General features: G+C 71.9%; 16 protein-coding genes. 11 read left to right on the forward strand and 5 right to left on the reverse strand.

The window, feature by feature from the left end; all coding sequences use genetic code 11:
- Window positions 1-244, reverse strand: a 244-nt coding sequence (locus tag AB0F81_RS45735) for a LysR family transcriptional regulator (RefSeq protein WP_360209713.1), incomplete at its 3' end; no start/stop codon positions are given.
- Window positions 245-319: 75 nt separating this feature from the next.
- Here AB0F81_RS45735 and AB0F81_RS45740 point away from each other — a divergent pair.
- The 3 genes from AB0F81_RS45740 to AB0F81_RS45750 all read left to right on the forward strand — a co-directional run bounded on the left by AB0F81_RS45740 (window position 320) and on the right by AB0F81_RS45750 (window position 3,657).
- Window positions 320-991 carry a type 1 glutamine amidotransferase domain-containing protein gene (locus tag AB0F81_RS45740; protein ID WP_360209715.1) on the forward strand — a complete coding sequence of 224 codons (672 nt, stop codon included), beginning with the start codon at window positions 320-322 and terminating at the stop codon, window positions 989-991.
- Between the two features lie 70 nt (window positions 992-1,061).
- A complete protein-coding gene (locus AB0F81_RS45745) occupies window positions 1,062-1,934 on the forward strand; it encodes a universal stress protein (protein WP_360209717.1) in 873 nt (290 codons plus the stop codon).
- Window positions 1,935-2,007: 73 nt separating this feature from the next.
- On the forward strand, window positions 2,008-3,657 hold the full coding sequence (locus tag AB0F81_RS45750) for a methyl-accepting chemotaxis protein (RefSeq protein WP_360209719.1): 1,650 nt from the start codon (window positions 2,008-2,010) through the stop codon (window positions 3,655-3,657).
- 11 nt (window positions 3,658-3,668) lie between these two features.
- Here the strand turns inward: AB0F81_RS45750 and AB0F81_RS45755 are convergent, their stop codons facing one another.
- Window positions 3,669-4,142 (reverse strand): response regulator, encoded by a 474-nt coding sequence (locus tag AB0F81_RS45755; protein ID WP_360209721.1) that lies wholly within the window; start codon window positions 4,140-4,142, stop codon window positions 3,669-3,671.
- A gap of 142 nt (window positions 4,143-4,284) precedes the next feature.
- Between AB0F81_RS45755 and AB0F81_RS45760 the strand changes: the two genes are divergently transcribed.
- Window positions 4,285-5,205: a siderophore-interacting protein gene (locus tag AB0F81_RS45760; RefSeq protein ID WP_360209723.1), complete on the forward strand. Its 921-nt coding sequence runs from the start codon at window positions 4,285-4,287 to the stop codon at window positions 5,203-5,205.
- A gap of 55 nt (window positions 5,206-5,260) precedes the next feature.
- Here the strand turns inward: AB0F81_RS45760 and AB0F81_RS45765 are convergent, their stop codons facing one another.
- Window positions 5,261-6,637, reverse strand: coding sequence for a hypothetical protein (locus AB0F81_RS45765; protein ID WP_360209725.1), 1,377 nt, complete (start codon window positions 6,635-6,637; stop codon window positions 5,261-5,263).
- 94 nt (window positions 6,638-6,731) lie between these two features.
- Here AB0F81_RS45765 and AB0F81_RS45770 point away from each other — a divergent pair, with 94 nt between their 5' ends.
- From AB0F81_RS45770 to AB0F81_RS45795, 6 genes are all read left to right on the forward strand, one after another.
- On the forward strand, window positions 6,732-7,058 hold the full coding sequence (locus AB0F81_RS45770) for a hypothetical protein (RefSeq protein ID WP_360209727.1): 327 nt from the start codon (window positions 6,732-6,734) through the stop codon (window positions 7,056-7,058).
- The gene (locus AB0F81_RS45775; RefSeq protein WP_360209729.1) at window positions 6,953-7,519 is read left to right on the forward strand and encodes a M4 family metallopeptidase; all 567 of its coding nucleotides are present in this window, start codon (window positions 6,953-6,955) and stop codon (window positions 7,517-7,519) included. The genes AB0F81_RS45770 and AB0F81_RS45775 overlap by 106 nt, the downstream gene beginning before the upstream one ends.
- Before the next feature lie 41 nt (window positions 7,520-7,560).
- Window positions 7,561-8,106: a hypothetical protein gene (locus AB0F81_RS45780; protein WP_360209731.1), complete on the forward strand. Its 546-nt coding sequence runs from the start codon at window positions 7,561-7,563 to the stop codon at window positions 8,104-8,106.
- 14 nt (window positions 8,107-8,120) lie between these two features.
- Complete coding sequence (trxA, locus tag AB0F81_RS45785) at window positions 8,121-8,555, forward strand: thioredoxin (protein ID WP_360209733.1); 435 nt, start codon at window positions 8,121-8,123, stop codon at window positions 8,553-8,555.
- A 225-nt stretch (window positions 8,556-8,780) separates the two neighbouring features.
- The gene (locus AB0F81_RS45790; protein ID WP_360209735.1) at window positions 8,781-11,060 is read left to right on the forward strand and encodes a polysaccharide biosynthesis tyrosine autokinase; all 2,280 of its coding nucleotides are present in this window, start codon (window positions 8,781-8,783) and stop codon (window positions 11,058-11,060) included.
- Between the two features lie 155 nt (window positions 11,061-11,215).
- A complete protein-coding gene (locus tag AB0F81_RS45795) occupies window positions 11,216-11,503 on the forward strand; it encodes a hypothetical protein (protein WP_360209737.1) in 288 nt (95 codons plus the stop codon).
- 535 nt (window positions 11,504-12,038) lie between these two features.
- On the opposite strand, the gene AB0F81_RS45800 is transcribed toward AB0F81_RS45795, so the two are convergent.
- The gene (locus AB0F81_RS45800; RefSeq protein WP_360209739.1) at window positions 12,039-12,476 is read right to left on the reverse strand and encodes a CBS domain-containing protein; all 438 of its coding nucleotides are present in this window, start codon (window positions 12,474-12,476) and stop codon (window positions 12,039-12,041) included.
- 448 nt (window positions 12,477-12,924) lie between these two features.
- Here AB0F81_RS45800 and AB0F81_RS45805 point away from each other — a divergent pair, with 448 nt between their 5' ends.
- Window positions 12,925-13,461 (forward strand): aminoglycoside adenylyltransferase, encoded by a 537-nt coding sequence (locus AB0F81_RS45805; protein WP_360209741.1) that lies wholly within the window; start codon window positions 12,925-12,927, stop codon window positions 13,459-13,461.
- Between the two features lie 232 nt (window positions 13,462-13,693).
- On the opposite strand, the gene AB0F81_RS45810 is transcribed toward AB0F81_RS45805, so the two are convergent.
- Entirely contained in the window at window positions 13,694-14,485 is a 792-nt protein-coding gene (locus AB0F81_RS45810; RefSeq protein ID WP_360209743.1) for a hypothetical protein, read from the reverse strand.
- Between the last annotated feature and the right edge of the window lie 258 nt (window positions 14,486-14,743).

A 14,743-nucleotide genomic window follows, 5' to 3' on the forward strand; every position in this document is an offset into this window, starting at 1 on the left:
CGGCGGCCACCGCGGCGAGCGCGTCGAGTGGGCCGTCGAGGCGGCGGGCCAGGTCGTCGGCGGCGGGTGTGGGGGTGACCCCGCGGGCGCCGCGCACGAACAGCGGCTGCCCGATCCGGCTCTCCAGGGTGCGCAGCTGCGCGGTGACCGTGGGCTGGGACAGCCCGAGCAGTTCCGCCGCCCGGGTGAGGGTGCCGGCCCGGTGCACGGCCAGGAACGTGTGCAGAAGATCCAGCGAGAGCATGCCATCAGTATTCCGATAGCTGACCCCGGCACATCCTCTTGGCGCCCGATGGCTGCGGCGGCCCATGATCGGGGCATGACACAGCGCATCCTGATCGCACTCACCAGCCACGGCGACCTCGGCGGCCTCCGCTCGACCGGCTACTACCTGCCGGAGGCGGCGCACCCGTGGCGCGTCTTCACCGACGCCGGTTACACCGTCGACCTGGTCAGCGTCGCCGGCGGCGAGCCCCCGGTGGACGGGGTGGACCTGTCCGACCCGGTGCAGCGCGCCTTCACCGAGGACGCCGGCGTGCGGGAGAAGCTGAAGAGCACCCCGCGCTTCGCCGACGTCGACCCGGCCGACTACGACGCGATCCTGTTCGCCGGCGGCCACGGCGCGGTGTGGGACTTCCCCACCGACCCGGACCTCGCCGCCTTCGCCCGTGACCTCTACGAGCGCGGCGGCGTGGTGGCCGCCGTCTGCCACGGCCCGGCCGCACTGGTCGGCATCACCCTGTCCGACGGCACCCCGCTGGTCGCCGGCAAGAACGTCGCGGCCTTCACCGACTCCGAGGAGTCCGCGGTCGGCCTGACCGAGGTGGTCCCGTTCCTGCTGGAGAGCCGCCTGCGGGAGCTGGGCGCCGTGCACAGCGGCGCGGCCGACTGGCAGCCGCACGTGGTCACCGACGGCCGCCTGGTCACCGGCCAGAACCCGGCCTCGTCGACCGGTGTGGCCGAGGCGGTTGTCGCGGTTCTGCAGAGCTAGGGCCGGACGGCCTTGCTCGAAGGGTCGTGAACGAACGACGATCTGGGGTAGGAGTGTGAGGAGGCTCACCATGCCCAGCCAGAAGATCGTCGTCGGGTACGACGGCTCCCCGGACGCCCGCAAGGCCGTCCGCTGGGCCCTGGACGAGGGCCGGCGCACGGACGCGCCGGTCGAGCTGCTCTACGCGTACGAGTGGCCCAGCTACGTGCCCGCGGCGGCGATGATGCCGGCCGCCGCGGTCTACCCCGACGCCGACACGGACGACGCCGTCGGGGACATGCTCGGCAAGGCGATCGCGGCCGCCGCCGACACCCATCCGGATGTCCGGGTGCGGGCCCGCGTCGAGCACGGCACCGCCGCGGTGGCGCTGACCCAGCGGGGCGCGGACGCCGGCCTGCTGGTGGTGGGCGGCCCCCGCCACTCCGCCGTGCGCACCCTGCTGGGTTCGACGAGCGCCTCGGTGAGCACGCACGCCCGCTGCCCGGTGGTGGTGGTCCGTGGTGAGCCGCGGACCACCGACCCGGTGGTCGCCGGGGTGGACGATTCCCCGAACGCCGGGGTGGTGCTCGGTTTCGCCTTCGAACAGGCGGCGGTCCGGGGCGTACCGTTGCGCGCCGTGCACGGCTGGCCGCCGCCGGACGGCGGCCGGGACCTGCTCTGCGCGGCGAACCTGGACGCGGTGGCCGCGGAGCGCCGCCGGCTGGAGGAGATCGTCGCCTGCTGGCGGGGCCGCTTCCCGTCGGTGCCGGTCAGCACCGAGGTCCTGGTCGGGCCGCCGGGCGAGGTGCTCGCCGAGGCCGCCGCGGGGGCACAGCTGGTGGTCGCCGGGGCGCGGGCGCGCCGGATGTTGCGGGTGGCCCTGAGGCCCTCGATCGGCCGGCATCTGCTGCACCGGGCGCGGTGCAGCATCGCCCTCGTGCACGGATTGCGACCGGCGGGGTAGCCGAATTCGCCGAAATCACCCGGAAAGGGCTTCTAGAGTTGGTCGCGCGTACGAAGGCCGACGGAGGAAGCCCATGCAGCCGGAGAGCACCGAGACCACGGTACAGCGCGGCCTGCTGGAGCGGCTGCTCGGCGACCGGAGCCTGCTGATCAAGAGCACGGTGGCGGCGGCCTGCGTGGCGCTGGTCGCGCTGGCGGTCACCGCGGTGGCGCTGAACCGGATGGGCGAGCTGCGCAACGACCTGCATACCATGAAGAGCGACCACGTCGACGGCATGGAACAGATCGCCGACATGCGCAGCGCGCTGACCGGCATGTTCCGGGGCATGCTGCTCGTCAGCTCCGGTGGCGCCAGCCGGGACCAGAGGCTCACGGACCTCGGCATGGAGGCGACCGAGGCCGCCGACCAGCAGATCGACGCGGCAGTGTCCGCCTACCGCGACATCGCGGCGAACTCCCCGGAACGCCTGGAACGGCTCACCGTCTTCGCCGAGGAGATGCAGAACTACCGGGCGCTGCGCGACACCGTGGTCTTCCGCCAGGCGCCGCCCGCGGGCTTCCAGATGCCCGCCCCGGACCAGGTCCTGCCCGAGTTCAACCGGGTCGAGACCGCCATGAACGGCGCCATGGACGAGCTGCAGGCCGCCGAGGAGGGCGACGCCGACGCCATGGCCGCCCACGGCGACGACTCCTACCGGCAGGCCCGGCTGATCACCCTGCTCGGCCTGGTCATCGGCTTCGTGCTCGCCGCGTTCATCGGTTACGGCGTGATGCGCCTGATCAAACGGCAGCTCGCCACAGTCTCCACGGCGCTGAGCGCGGTGGCCGACGGCGACCTGACGGTCCCCGCCGAGGTCCGCTCCCGTGACGAGCTGGGCCAGATGGCCGAGGCCACCAACCGGGCCCGGGACGGCCTGATCACCAGCGTGCGCCAGCTCAACCACGGCGCCGAGGTGCTCGGCGACGTCACCCAGCGGCTGAGCACGATCACCACCCGGCTGGACGCCGAGTCCCGGGAGGCCGCCGAACAGGCCAACCTGGTCGCGGGCACCGCCAACGAGGTCTCGGCCAGCGTGCAGTCGGTCGCCGCCGGCAGCGACGAGATGGGCGCGTCCATCCGGGAGATCTCGGAGAACGCGAACAACGCCGCCCAGGTCGCCTCCGGCGCGGTCGGCGTCGCCCAGGCCACCAACGACACGGTCGCCAAGCTCGGCACCTCGTCCGAGGAGATCGGCAACGTGGTCAAGGTGATCACCTCGATCGCCGAGCAGACCAACCTGCTGGCGCTCAACGCGACCATCGAGGCGGCCCGGGCGGGCGAGGCGGGCAAGGGTTTCGCCGTCGTCGCCACCGAGGTCAAGGACCTCGCCCAGGAGACCGCGAAGGCCACTGAGGACATCGCCCGCCGGGTCGAGGCGATCCAGGCCGACACGTCCAGCGCGGTGACCGCCATCGCCGAGATCTCCCGGATCATCTCCGAGATCAACGACTACCAGGTGACCATCGCGTCGGCCGTGGAGGAACAGACCGCCACGACCAACGAGATGAGCCGCAGCATCGGCGAGGCGGCCAACGGCAGTTCCACGATCGCCGGCAACATCAACGCGGTCGCCGGCGCCGCGCACGCCACCACGGCGGCGCTCAGCGAGGCTGACGCCTCGGTGGGTGAGCTCACCCAGGTCGCCGGCGAGCTGCGCTCGGTGGTCCAGCGATTCCGGGTCTGATTTCGTACGGGCTACGCGGGCGCCACCGGCAGCAGGCGCTCCACCCGGCTCAGCAGTTCGGCCGGGGAGAACGGCTTGACCAGGTAGTCCTCGGCGCCGACCATCCGGCCGAGCTCCAGATCGGACTCGTTGCCCCGCCCGCTGATCAGGATCACCGGGATCTCCGCGGTCTGCGGCGACGAGTGCAGCTCGTAACAGAAGCCGATGCCGTCCAGCCCGGGCATCGACACGTCCAGCACGATCAGGTGCGGGCGCTCGTTGACGGCCAGCGCCATCGCGGCCCGGCCGTTGCCGGTCGCCAGGGTCCGGTAACCGGCCATCTGCAGCTTGAAGACCAGCAGCTCACGGATGTCCTCGTCGTCCTCGGCCACCAGCACCGTGGGCGGTTGCAGGGCGGCCGCCCAGTCGTCCACCGGCCACGACAGCACGCCGGAGTCGGCGTCGCTGAACGAGATGGTGGTCGGCCCGAGCGGGTTGTGCGGCATGTCAGCTCCTGTGTCGTCGTCGTCCGCCTACCCATCGGCGCGATGTTGCCACCTGCGAGGAAGCCGCCGGGTGCAGTCCCGGTGCGAGGCCGCGAGCGAGCCTGTTAGGTTAGGGTTACCTAAACGTGCGTGGGAGGCGACCGTGACTCAGACCGTCGTGCAGACCGAGGCGACCCCGTTCCGGTTCTTCTCGGTTCAGGTCACCCGGGTGACGAGGCTCAGCCCGAACTTCGTCCGGGTCACCTTCACCGGCGACGATCTGGACCGGTTCGCCGACAACGGGTGGGACCAGCGGATCAAGCTGATCCCGCCGCTGCCCGGCTCCGGCCACGACCACCTCCCGGCCGGCCCGGACTGGTACTCGCAGTGGCGCTGCCTGCCCGACGAGCAGCGCAACCCGATCCGGACCTACACGGCCCGCGCCGTCCGCCCGCACCTGCGCGAGGTCGACGTCGACATGGTGCTGCACGGGGTGGAGGGTCCCGCCTCGCGCTGGGCCGTCCAGGCCCGCCCCGGCTCCACCGCCTGCATCATGGGGCCGAACGCGGACTTCAGCGGCGCCGCCGGCGGCATCGACTTCCGCCCGCCGGCCGGCACCCACCGGATCCTGCTCGGCGGCGACGAGACCGCGGTGCCGGCGATCGCCTCGATCCTGGCCGGCCTGCCCGCCGACGCGTGCGGCGAGGCCCTGCTGGAGGTGCCGGAGCGCGCCGACGAGCTGGCCATCGTGGCCCCGGCCGGGTTCCGGGTCACCTGGCTGGCCCGCGACGGCGCCGCGCACGGCACCTATCTGGTTCCCGCGGTCGAGGCCGCCGCGGCCCGCCTGCTCGGTGACTGCACCACCCCGGCCGAGGTGGACCTCGAGGAGGTCGACGTCGACGAGGAGATCCTCTGGGAGGTCCCGGACAGCTCCGCCGGCAGCATCAACGGCTTCTACGCCTGGCTGGCCGGCGAGGCCGGGGTGATCAAGACGCTGCGCCGGCACCTGGTGAGCGACTGCGGGGTCGACCGGCGGGCGGTCGCCTTCATGGGTTACTGGCGTCTCGGCAAGGCCGAGTGCTGACCCACCACGGATGAGATGCCGCGCCGGGCTGCCCCCGGCGCGGCATCGCCGTGGATCAGCCGGCCGGCGCGATCGTCAGCAGACCGGTGACGGTGCCCTGGTAATAGGTTCGGTCCAGCACGGTGCCGGCCGTCTGCAGCGGGTTCACCAGGCCGAAGCCGAGAATCTTGCGGTCGCTGATCGCGCCGGTGGCGGAGTCGATCGCGGCGAACGTGAACGGGTCGGCGTCGCCGAGGATGCCCTCCTGGATCACCGTGTAGAGCTTGCCGTCGGCCTGCGACAGGCGCGGCAGGGCGGCGCTGCGCGTATTGATCTGCCAGGTCACGGCACATCCGGCGCCGTTCGCGGGGACGTCGATCCGGGCCACCCCGCCGTCGAAGTCCGCGTTCGCCGGCACGCTGGCCCCGGCGTCCTCGGGCAGGGCCGGGTAGTCGTACCCGTACGTGTTGGTGATGAAGATCGAAGTGCCGACCGCGACCGGCGCGTTCTCCGTGCCGCTGGCGGCACGGTTGGTGAAGAGCGGCCGGACGCAGACCGGGGTGGCCGGTCCGTCGGTGCGCAGCACCACGAGGTTCATGTGCGGGTCGGCGTTGTCGGTGATCGCCAGATATTCGGCGCCGGTGGACGGTCCGAAGAAGACCGGTGTCGCGCCGCTCCCCCAGCTGAGCTGGCCCGGCTTGCGCGCCGGGCCCCGGTCGTAGGCGTAACGCCACAGCGGCGCCGGGGCGCCCGCCCGGTCCGTGTCGAAGACGTAGACCGCCCGGTCGCTGGTCACCGCGAACCGGCCGGGCACCGTGGAGATGCTGTTCGCGACCTTCTCGGAGTTCGGCAGCCGGTAGGTGAGGGCCGCTCCGGTCGTGGTGTCGACCGCGCCGACCCGGCCCGCCGAGGTGACGAACCAGACCCGCCCGTCGTAGGCCGGGACGACCCCGACCACCGCGTCACCCTCGGGGATCACGCTGCTCAGCGGGGTTCTCTCCACCACGGCGAGCTGCCACTTGCCGGCGGCGTCGCGGCTGTGCGCGATCCGCAGCAGATCCCGGTTCCCGTCGACGATCACCACCCGGTCGCGGTGGTCGACGTAGGCGTAGACGCCACCGAGCAGCGTCCCCTTGGCGATGGAGAGCTTCGCCAGCGAGTTGCCGTTCGCCCGGTCGAGCAGGTGCAGCGCCGGCGCCTGCCCGAGGTACTCGGTGCAGAGGCCGAGCAGCTGCCCGTCGCCGCCGTGCAGCAGGGTCGGGCAGGCCGACAGCAACGTCGAACGGGTGACTTTGACCGGGCTCCCGGCCGGACCGGGCCCGGCGAAGACCTTCGACGACGCGCTGTCGCCGTGGGTGCTGGCGCCCCCGGCCGGTGCGGTGAACGGGTTCTGAGGTGCGGTCGGACCGGCGGCGAGGCTGAGCACCGCCGCCAGACTCATGATCTTGAGCATGCCGATATCCTATAGCTAAAGTAGGCAATCGACGGCAGTGATCGTGTTCAAGAACTGACAGCGGGCGGCCCCGGTGCGGTGACAGGGTCGAACGATGTCCGGACCGACCTGCTTCTACGTTCCCGATCACCTGATCGACCACCTAGCCCGCAACGCCCGGCAGCTCGGCCTCGATCCGGACCCGGCCCGGCGCACCGCGATCGCCTCCCGCTCCCTGCGCGGGCGACGGCAACTCCACAGCGGCACGACTCTGGACACGCTGCTGCCGCCCCGGCCCGCCGACGGCGAACGGCAGATCTTCGACGACCAGCACCAGTGGGTCACCGGGGTGAAGATGATCCGCGACGAGGACGACCGGCCGGCCGCCGCCGCCAACGTGAACGCCGCCCACGACGGGCTCGGCGCCACCCGGGCGCGCTGAACGAGTCGTTCGCCGACATCATCGGCGCCTGCGTCGACCAGTTCGTGCACAAGGTCGACGCCGGCGAGCACAGCTGGCTGATCGGCGAGGACGTGCTCACCGACCGCCTGCACGGCGAGGCGATCCGCTCGATGGCCCACCCCGGCACGGCGTACGACAACCCGATCCTCGGCCGCGACCCGCAGGTGGGGCACATGTCGGCGTTCGACCCGGGCGCCGGCGTGCACGTCAACAGCGGCATCGTGAACCGGGCGTTCCACCTGGCCGCCGTGGAGCTGGGCTCGTTCCCGGCGGTCCGGGTCTTCTACGCGGCGCTGGCCGAGCTGTGGCCGCGGGCCGGGTTCGCCGACTGCGCGTACCTCTGCGCGGAGAAAGCCCGGGTCCTCGCCCGCGACGGCCGGGTGCCACGCCGGGCCGCGCAGACCGTGCGGGCCGCCTTCCGCGAGGTCGGCATCGCCTGATCTGCTCAGGTCCGGTCCCCTCGGGCCGATGGTCGGCGCCGATGACACTTCGCTACGCCGCCCGTACCGCCGGCTTCGCGGCCGCCTACCTGGTGGCCTTCTGGGCCGCCGGACCGCTCGGGCTCGCCCTGCTGGTCCCGCCGCTCGTGGTGGCCGCCGTCTGGCTGGCCGCGCAGGCCCGGTTCGGCCTGCGCCGGTTCGACGTGATCGCCCTGGCCACGACGGTGATGGTGGCCGCCTCCCTGGAGGGCGCCGGCCTGTTGCTGGCGGCGACCGTCGGCATCGGGGCGGTGCTCCCCGCGCTGCTGTTCGCGATCCTGCTGGAGCGCTGGCTGCCCGGCTACTGGCGGGGTCACGGCGACCGGTTCCGCCGCTCCCGTGACGCGGTCGCCCGGCTCGCCGGCGTAGCCGCCCTGACCGCGGCCGCCGGCGTGGTCCTGCAGGAGGTCACCAACCCTGGCACCGGCCTGCTGCAGCTCGGCGTCACCCTGCTCCGCGACACCGCCGTCCTGGTGCTGCTGACCCTGGCCACCCGGGCGGTACGCCGCACCCGGGAACCGCGCCGCGGACTTTCCGTGGTCCGCTGACTGTTGCACCAGTCATGGAACCGCGCATCGTCTCCTGCCCGTCCTGCGGGCGCCGCAACCGAGTCCCCGCCACCGCCAAGGGCACCCCGTCCTGCGGCGCCTGCCACGCCGCGCTCCCCTGGATCGTCGACGCCGACGACCGAACCTTCGGCACCGTCGCCGACGAATCGTCCACTCCGGTCCTGGTCGACCTCTGGGCCCCCTGGTGCGGTCCGTGCCGCATGGTCGGCCCCGCCCTGGAGCGGGTGGCCGGCGAACTCGCCGGCCGGGTCAAGCTGGTGAAGGTCAACGTCGACAACGCCCCGGCCCTGTCCCGCCGGTTCGCGGTGCAGGCGGTGCCCACCCTGCTGCTGATCCGCAACGGACAGGTCCTCGCCCGGCAGTCCGGCGCCGCACCGGCCCCGGTACTACGCCGTTGGGTCGAGCAGGAGCTCGCCCAAACGGTCTGACCCCGAGGAGATCTTCGCCATATCGCCGGTCCGCACAACGGGAAAGCCGTCACAAGCAGACGGATTTCGCCGGGAAGATCGACGCGGGGCATGATCGACCGGTGCGAGAATCACCGGCTTGAGATCACTCGCCCCTGAGCGGATGAAACGGGGAAGGCAGCCGGTATGACCATCTATGGACGATCCGCGCGACTGTTACGCCGCTACGGACCGTGGACTCTGGTAGTGACCGCTGCCACGGTCGCCGCCGCCTACGGGGTCAATCAGTCGCTGCCGCAGGAGTACCGGTCGGAGGCGACCGTGCTGGTCGAGGCGCACATCGCCGCCGACACCACCCCGATCCTGCCGGACCTGGAGACCGAGCGCGCCCTCGCCCTCTCCGACGCCGTCGTGCTGCCGGCCTCCCAGCGCGTCGGGGTGAGCCGCTCCGCGATGCTCGACGGCCTGGAGATCGAGATCGTCCCCGGCGCCGACGTGCTGACCTTCGTCTACGCCGCCGACAACCGGTTCAGCGCCCAGGTGCGGGCCCGCGCGCTCGTCGAGGCCTACCTCGACGTCCGCCGCAGCGGCACCCTGACCAGCCCGACCGTGATCACCCCGGCGACCCTGCCGTCCGAGGCGGACACCCGCCCGCTCGCCCCCGACCTGGCCGCCGGGCTCGCCGCCGGACTGCTGCTCGGCACCGGCACCGCGCTGCTGCGCGCGCAGACCCGCGGCCGGATCCGCAGCCGCGAGGACTTCGCACGGCTCACCGGCTCGACGGTGCTCGCCACCGTGCCCCGCACCCGGCGCCCGGCCGGCACCGCCACCGGCCTGCCCGTGGTGCTGCGCGCCCCCGGCTCACCGGCCGCCGAGGCCTACCGCTACCTGCGCACCCGCCTGCAGCCGGTGCTGCGCCCGACCAGCGCCACCACCATCCTGGTGACCAGCCCCACCGACCGCGACGGCCGCACCACGGTCGCCGCGAACCTGGCCGTCGCCCTCGCCCAGGCCGGCCGCTCGGTCGTCCTGATCGACGCCGACCTGCGCCGCCCGGCGCTGCACAACGTCTTCCAGATCCCCGGCGACTACGGCCTGACCACCCTCCTGGACGGCGACGCCACCGTCTCGGAGGTCCTGGAGGACACCTCGGTGCCCCGGCTGCGCCTGCTGCCCGCCGGGCACCGTACCGGCGAGCACGTCGACCTGCTGGAGAGCCCGCAGCTGGCCCGCGTCCTGCGCGCCGTGCAGAAACACTGCGACGTCGTGGTGATCGACTCAGCCGCCGTGCTCAGCGCCTCGGACGCCATCGCGCTGGCCGCCCTCAGCGACCGGGTCGTCCTGGTCGGCGACTTCCGGCACACCACCAGGCAGGCGGTGCGGCGCGCCACGGCCGAACTCGCCGAGGTCGTCGACGACAACCTCAGCGCGGTCCTGCTCAACCTCCCCAAGGCCGCAGGCGGCCTCGCCCCGCGCACGCGCGAGCTCTCCACCGCCAACCCCACCCCTTTCGCGTACGGCCGGCCGAACGCCCGTCTGAAGGCTGACGCGGAGGACGTCGCCCCGCCCGGTATGACCTCCCACGTCTACGTCGAGGCGGACGACGAGGCCCCCGCCGAGGAGCCGTCCCAGGACCAGCCGCGTGTGGTGATCCCGGTGATCTACGGCGCGCCCTCCTCGACGGTCTACAGCTCCGCCTCCGCGGCGCTGGAGGAGCCGACCGCGATGCAGAGGGTGATCGACGAGCCAACCGCCGTGCAGCGGGTCCTCGACGAGCCTTCCCCCACCGCCGACGCCGCAGCCGAGCCTTCCCCCATCGCCGACGCCGCAGCCGAGTCAGCGCCCGCCGCCGACGCCGCACCCGAGCCGGCGCCCGCCGCCGACATCGCACCCGAGCCGGCGCCCGCCACCGACACCGCACCCGAGCCGGCGCCCGCCACCGACACCGCACCCGAATCAGCGCCCGCCGCCGACGCCGCACCCGAGCCGGCGCCAACCGCCGACGCCGCACCCGAATCAGCGCCCGCCGCCGACGCCGCACCCGCGTTCGCCGACGCGGTCTCCTCCGACCTCGACCTCATCGCGCCCGACCTCGAGCCCGCCGGGCCTGCCTCCTCCACCCTGGACTTGGAAGCTTCCGGCTCCGAATCCTCCTCGCCCCACCTCGACGCCGCCGAGCCCACTTCCACCCCGGCCGAGGTGGAAGCCCTCCGCTCCGAGCCGACCTCGCCGGACCACGAGAGCGCTGAGTCCGACCTCGCCTCGCCCGCCCCCGAGGCCGAGGGGTCCGGCCCCACCTCGGCCGACACCGAAGCCTCCCGTTCCGAGACCACCCCGGCCGACATCGAAGCCTCCCGTTCCGAGGCCACCCCGGCCGACTTCGAAGCTTCCGGCGCCGACCCCCTCGCGGAGGACTTCGAAGCCCCCCGCTCCGACACACCCAGCCCCGCCCCCGCCCCCTCCACGTCCGGCGACGACGAGGAGACCCCGGCCAAGGAGCACGAGGTCGTGGAGGCCCGCGGCTGACCCCTCGTCCTGTCAGTTCTTGGACAACACCGAGCGCAGTGTCCGATTAGCGTCGGTCCTGGAGCGTGAATGAACCGCATCACATGGTTGGTCGCCGGCGCACGAGGGGCATACACGACATAACCCCAGCCAGCGCATCCCTGGAGAGGTGAGCGATGACCACGAACCAGACCACGACGGGCACCACATCCGAACAGCTGCACGCCGTCCCGTCCCACACCGACAGCACCAAGTCAGGCGCCAGGCAGGCGGTCACCACCGCCCGCACGAAGGCGTCGGCCGCCACATCCAAGGCAGGCAACGCCGTCCGCAGCAACCCAAAGTCCTCCGCAGCCGGCCTCCTGGCCCTGGCCGGCGCCGCTGCAGCCGCGATCTTCCTGAACCGCCGCCGCACCGCCAAGTCCCGCAGCCAGAGCCGCTTGCGCTCCCTGCTGCACCGCTAAACCCGGCCCGGCGCCACCCATCCGGGTGGCGCCACCCGGGCCCGCGAAGCCACCGGGGCGCGCGAAGCCACCCGGGCCCGCGAAGCCACCCGGCGCGCCGCCACCCGGCCCCACCGCCGGCCGGGGCTGGCCCGCCGGCCAGCCCGTTTCCCTCCCAGAATCCACACCCAACCCACGCCGCGCACTTGCACCCCAACCCGCACCCGCGACTCCACGCCAAGCACCCCGCGGCGGGCTTCACGCTGCCATGCTGGCGCCTCCGGACTTGCGCCGCGCACCCGCCTGCAGGGCCAGCACTGCGCTACCGCCCAGACCAGCGCGCCACGGCGACCTCACCAAGATCGCCCCCCGTATTCCTGCTGCTCACCCATGCCGCGCCCCATTGCCAGCCGGCCCACCATGATCAAATGCCTCTCGACCGCGTTGTCGCGCACACCGTGCAGACCCCGGAAACGAGCAGGCACGGGCCAGTCGCGGCGTCACGCATTCACATCGCTCGCCGCGCCAACCCGTGCCCGTCAGGCGGAGCGCCCGCTCAGGTCCGCTCCCCCGTGATGTAGTCGGCCAGCGTGCTCCGCTCGGTCTCGAGCTCGTCGATCCGATTCTTGACGACGTCCCCGATGCTGACCACGCCACGCAGAGCCCCGTCGACGACGACCGGCACGTGCCGGAATCGCCGCTCGGTCATCAACCGCTCCACGTCCTCCAGCTGCGCCTCCGGCGTAACCGTGCGCACCTGCGTAGTTTGAATGGCACTCACTTTCTCCTCCAGGACCGCCGCCCCCCGCGCGGCGAGCGCCCGGACGATGTCCCGCTCACTGACGATCCCGTCCACCGCCGCACCATCCCGCGACACGATCACCGCGCCGATCCGATGCTGTGCGAGAACGGCCAGAAGACGCTCCACTGTGGTGTCCGGAGGCACCGTGACTACCTGCTCACCCTTCACCCGGAGAATGTCACTGATCCGCATCGTTCCTCCTCGGAGTCGGCCCGCGTACCCACCTCTATGCCGAACCCGCTCGCTCCTGTCAAGAAAAACCAAGCAGATGTACGCCCATACCTGCCCACCGTGGCCTTCACCGCCCCGGTGCCCCGCCATCACGCCGCCCGACCCGAACCGCCCGAAAGAAAACGTGATCCGCAGCGCCCAAGCCGCACGTTGATCCGCAGCCGTTGATCCGCAGTACCCAAGCCGCAAGTTGACCCGCAGCCGTTGATCCGCAGCGCCCACGTCGCACGTTGATCCGCAGCACCCAACCTGCATGTTGATTCGCAGCACCCAGGCCGCAAGCTCGCCCCTGGCAATCCCGGCTCCCGGCGGCCAATGTCGGCCGCTCCTCACGTTCCGATCACCAGGCCCACGCAGCTTCGGCAAACCACCGTGTACCCCAAACCGCCCAGCCGGTAGCGTCACGCCTGTGACAAGCGATCTCCAGAACCGTCAGCTAGCCGCCATCGGCGAGGTGGTCGCTGCCTCCGAGCGACTGGGCGTCCATGTCTGGCTCCGGGGCGGCTGGGCGATGGATTTCCTCCTCGGCCGGGTCACTCGTCCCCACACCGACATCGACTGGTTCGCCCACCACGACGAAGCCCCGCGCCTCATCCTCGCCTTGACCGACCTGGGCTACACCCTGGCGCCCGAGCCACCCTCACACGCTCAACAGCTGGACCTGTCCCGCGGCGACATCGAGCACAGCTTCGCCCTGCTGGCCGCCGACCCCACTGGCCGCCTGACAGTCGCCGGCGGTCCATGGGCAGGCTCGCCGTGGCCCGACGGAATGCTGGACAACGAGCCACGCGCTCTCGCCGGCGTCCACTGCCCGATCATCACCGCTCAGGCACAGATAGAGATCAAGCAGATGATGTCGGTCTGGGTACCCGGCCGCCCCCGCCGCCCCAAGGACATCGCCGACATCGCGCAGCTCCATGCCGCCCTCGCCGCGCCACCCGCCTGAATCCCCCGCGCCACCCGCCCGAGTCCCACCGCCGCCCGCCGAGTCCCCCGCGCCACTCCTCCGAGTCCCACCCGCCGCCCACCTGAATCACACGCGGCACCGCCCGACTCACATGCCGCGCGCCCGAGTGCCGCGCGCCGCCCACCTGAATCTCGCGCGGCGCCCGAGTGAATCCCATCCGAGTGACCCGCGGCATCGCCAGAGGACCCCTGCCTGGACCGGCCGAGATTGTTCATTCCTCGACGGTCTCGACATCGAAGGACAGCTTGACGACCTGCCGGAATGGAACCGCCTTGGTCCTGTCCAGGGTATCCATCGGTACCGCCAGTCCAGTCCGCCGATGCTCGAACCAATGCACCCGCACGAGCACCGCGCTGTACGCCGGCACCTCAACGGTCACGCTCTCGGTGACCGTGATGGACTCCTGGGTGTCCGAGGAGAATCGGCTGGCCACGGTAGCTTCCACCGACGCCTGCACCGCCGGGTTGAGAGTGAGGCCGACGTTCACCCGCTGAGTCAACGTGATCTCGACGGTGATCGTTTTGGCGACGGACCGCGAGACCTCGTAGACGTGGGTGGTGATCGCCGGACTGCTCTTGTTGCTGTAGCGCCTCTCATCGGTGCCCACCGGCACCCGCTCCGAGGCGATGTCCACCAGCGACCACTGACCGCGAAAGGCCTCACGGTGGCCGACGACATCCTCACGCGCGGCGATCTTGAATCCGACCCACCCGGACATCCTGGCGCGCCGTTGACACCGCCGGCAATGGGTGAAGCCGAACGAGTCCGCCCCCACGAAGCGAACCCCTCCGATCGGCGATTCCGCATCGCTGAGGCCACAGAAGGCACGAAATCGCCGGCATGACTCGCCGGTCTCCGTCTTCTCCACCCGCACCGCGGCGGTCAGGTGCTCGCCGATTCGCTCCATGCTGGAGAAGTACACCTCGTCGGCTCTCGGATCGCGCCACTCCACGACGTCTCCACAGCTGGGGTCCGGTTCATCCATTGTCAGCCAGAAACCCACCGCCAGTCATCCCTCGCCGTGTCAGGTTCCGGCCACACAACCCCCTGCTGAGCCAGGCCCCCCGTCCACCCCACCTAGTTCCGTGTGGACTTCGACCCCCATACGCGCTCCGAACTTCACACGCACGATGCGTTTTGGGCAGCAAAAAAGAAAGGCCCACCCCGTGGGGTGGGCCTTTCTATCACGTTGAGTCCGGCGGCGTCCTACTCTCCCACACCCTCCCGAGTGCAGTACCATCGGCGCTGGCGGGCTTAGCTA

Source organism: Actinoplanes sp. NPDC024001 (assembly GCF_040638955.1).
Taxonomy (GTDB): Bacteria; Actinomycetota; Actinomycetes; order Mycobacteriales; family Micromonosporaceae; genus Actinoplanes.

What these genes read in the sequence shown, in the direction of transcription:
- AB0F81_RS45750 (WP_360209719.1), top strand. Translation starts at nt 2,008, where the DNA reads ATGCAGCCGGAGAGCACCGAGACCACGGTACAGCGCGGCCTGCTGGAG.
- AB0F81_RS45795 (WP_360209737.1), top strand. Translation starts at nt 11,216, where the DNA reads ATGACCACGAACCAGACCACGACGGGCACCACATCCGAACAGCTGCAC.
- AB0F81_RS45800 (WP_360209739.1), bottom strand. Translation starts at nt 12,476, where the DNA reads ATGCGGATCAGTGACATTCTCCGGGTGAAGGGTGAGCAGGTAGTCACG.
- trxA (WP_360209733.1), top strand. Translation starts at nt 8,121, where the DNA reads ATGGAACCGCGCATCGTCTCCTGCCCGTCCTGCGGGCGCCGCAACCGA.
- AB0F81_RS45755 (WP_360209721.1), bottom strand. Translation starts at nt 4,142, where the DNA reads ATGCCGCACAACCCGCTCGGGCCGACCACCATCTCGTTCAGCGACGCC.
- AB0F81_RS45765 (WP_360209725.1), bottom strand. Translation starts at nt 6,637, where the DNA reads ATGCTCAAGATCATGAGTCTGGCGGCGGTGCTCAGCCTCGCCGCCGGT.
- AB0F81_RS45770 (WP_360209727.1), top strand. Translation starts at nt 6,732, where the DNA reads ATGTCCGGACCGACCTGCTTCTACGTTCCCGATCACCTGATCGACCAC.
- AB0F81_RS45780 (WP_360209731.1), top strand. Translation starts at nt 7,561, where the DNA reads ATGACACTTCGCTACGCCGCCCGTACCGCCGGCTTCGCGGCCGCCTAC.
- AB0F81_RS45745 (WP_360209717.1), top strand. Translation starts at nt 1,062, where the DNA reads ATGCCCAGCCAGAAGATCGTCGTCGGGTACGACGGCTCCCCGGACGCC.
- AB0F81_RS45740 (WP_360209715.1), top strand. Translation starts at nt 320, where the DNA reads ATGACACAGCGCATCCTGATCGCACTCACCAGCCACGGCGACCTCGGC.